The 2214-nt window shown below is 62.1% G+C and carries 2 protein-coding genes; both read right to left on the bottom strand.

Going from position 1 to position 2214, the window contains the following annotated elements; translation table 11 throughout:
- A partial coding sequence (locus FLM9_RS01430; RefSeq protein ID WP_143324544.1) for an aldehyde dehydrogenase family protein occupies positions 1-844 on the bottom strand: 844 nt, incomplete at its 3' end.
- Between the two features lie 2 nt (positions 845-846).
- A complete protein-coding gene (locus FLM9_RS01425; RefSeq protein WP_074456927.1) occupies positions 847-1662 on the bottom strand; it encodes a universal stress protein in 816 nt (271 codons plus the stop codon).
- Positions 1663-2214 lie beyond the last annotated feature (552 nt).

Below are 2214 nucleotides of genomic sequence, written 5' to 3'. Positions count from 1 at the left end.
AGTCCGGGCTGGCCTGGGGATTGTCTCCGTAAAAGTCCACGATGACCTGCTGCAGCACCGCCAGGAAGGCGTCCCGTACCGCAGGGGACACCAGCACGTAATCCGGGGCAAGGCAGGTTTGGCCGGCATTGAGGAACCGTCCCCAGGCAATGCGGCGGGCCGCAAGAGATACGTCGGCATCCTCCGCTACCAGACAGGGATTTTTGCCCCCCAACTCCAGGGTCACGGGTGTCAGGGTTTGGGCCGCCTGCTCCATCACCAACCGGCCCACTCGGTTGCCACCGGTGAAGAACACGTGGTCAAAGCGGTGGCTCAGCAAAGCCTTGGCCGTTTCCGGTCCCCCCATGGCCACGGACACCACGTCGTCGTCCATGTGCTGCCGGAGCCGTGCAGCCAGAACCTCCCCTGTGCGTGGCGCATGTTCCGACGGCTTGAGCACAGCGGTGTTGCCCGCCCCCAGGGCGGCCACCAGGGGGGACAGCAGCAGCATGAGGGGGTAGTTCCAGGGGCCGATGATCAGGACGCAACCCAGGGGCGCCGCCACCACCCGGGCCCGGGATGGCTGCAGGATCAACGGCACCACCACCCGCTCCGGCCGCAACCAGTGGCGCAGTTGCCGCTGAAACAACCTCAACTCCTGGCGAACGCTGGAGATTTCGTAGTAAGACTCGATTGGGGGTTTGCGCAGATCTTCCGCCAACCCCGCCAGCAGGTCCTCTTCCGGCTGTAAAGACTTCTCCAGCCGCCCCAACTGCTCCAACCGCCAGGCCAGGGAGCGGGTGTGGCCCCGGGTCACCACCTGACGTTGACGGGCAATCCGCGAGGCGAAATCACCAGAGTCCATCCTTATCGCACCAGTAGAACGGGGCAGGGCGCCTTGACGCGAACGTAATCGCTGATGGACGAGCCCAGCAGCTTGTCCAGGTCCACCAGGTTGCGGGCCACGCTGGGGCGCCGATCCGGCGAGGCCAATACCAGCAGATCGCTATTGCCGGCCTCGACGGCAGCACAGATCTCCTGGGCCGGATTGCCGCTGCGCTCCTCTGTCTCCACGTTCATCCCCAAGCGGCGCGCACCCAGGCGGGCCTTGTCAAGGATGCGTTTTGCCACCTGGCTGCCGCCGCTCCGGTTGCTCACGTGGACCACCCGCACCGCCATGCCCTCCACCCCCCGGGCCAGGTCACAGGCCAGGTTCAGGGCGCTATTGCTGATGGCTGTGCCGTCCACCGCCACTAGCAGCCGGTTGGGATGGCGCACATAGAGGTCATCCCGCACCAGCAGCATGGGCCGCCTGGACAACTGAAACACGTACTGGCTGGCGCTGTTCACCAAGATGGACTGCAACCGCCCCACCCCCCGTGAGCCCATGACCATCAGGTCGGCGTTGATTTCATCCGCCACCGCCAGCACCGTCTGTTTGACGTCCCCTTGACGAAGGATGGTGGTCACCGTGGCGGGATCCAGCTTCATGGCGCCAACGGCCTGGGCCAGCAGTCGGGCGCCTGTTTCCATACCATCCGTCAGGGAGTATTTGCCCTGCACGTTCAGCACATGGAGCAGGGTGAAGCGGGCCCCCGCGAAGCTGGGCATCCTCTGCATCATGCCGACCATGGTTTCCACATGGCCTTTGCCGGAGTCTGCCACAAGAATGTTCCGAAACATAAGACGAGGTTGGAAGCAAGACCACCACTATCCGCCAGCCGGTGGCTGTCTTGTCCTGTTTGCATCCTGGTTGCAACGGTGGCGCAACGGTGTTGTCCCATGTTCGTGGCGGAGAATCGGGGATCATCAGGTTCAGTCCTGGGGGACCTGCTGTATAGCTCCAGCTACCACGGGATGCCCACGGTTTGCCAATAGGTGAACAGTTCTTTGAACTGCACAAGAACTCCTGCCATAGGATCTGGTGGATTTTCCAGATTGTCCTAAGTCTTAAACATTGGCTGCATTGCTGATCTGAACCAGGGGCGGTCAGCAGACAGTAGACCACCAAGCCCTGTAGAGTTGCCCCGAGGCTGATTCGCTTCCCATGCCTCCTTTCCCTTCCGGACCCATTGATTAGCTACAATCTGGAACCATAGGCACTGATTTTGCCATTGTCTGGGCTGAAATCAGGGGACTGCACAGGCGATTTGACGAACAGAGCAAGCGAATTGGCGAGCTTAGGCTCAGGACTCATAACCAGAAGATGGGAGTGGCGGCGAGGAGGACGGCAGA

Origin of the sequence: Candidatus Synechococcus spongiarum, assembly GCF_900047545.1 — a bacterium.
GTDB classification, from domain to species: domain Bacteria; phylum Cyanobacteriota; class Cyanobacteriia; order PCC-6307; family Cyanobiaceae; genus Synechococcus_B; species Synechococcus_B spongiarum_C.
This window is presented reverse-complemented; position numbering and strand designations above follow the sequence as displayed.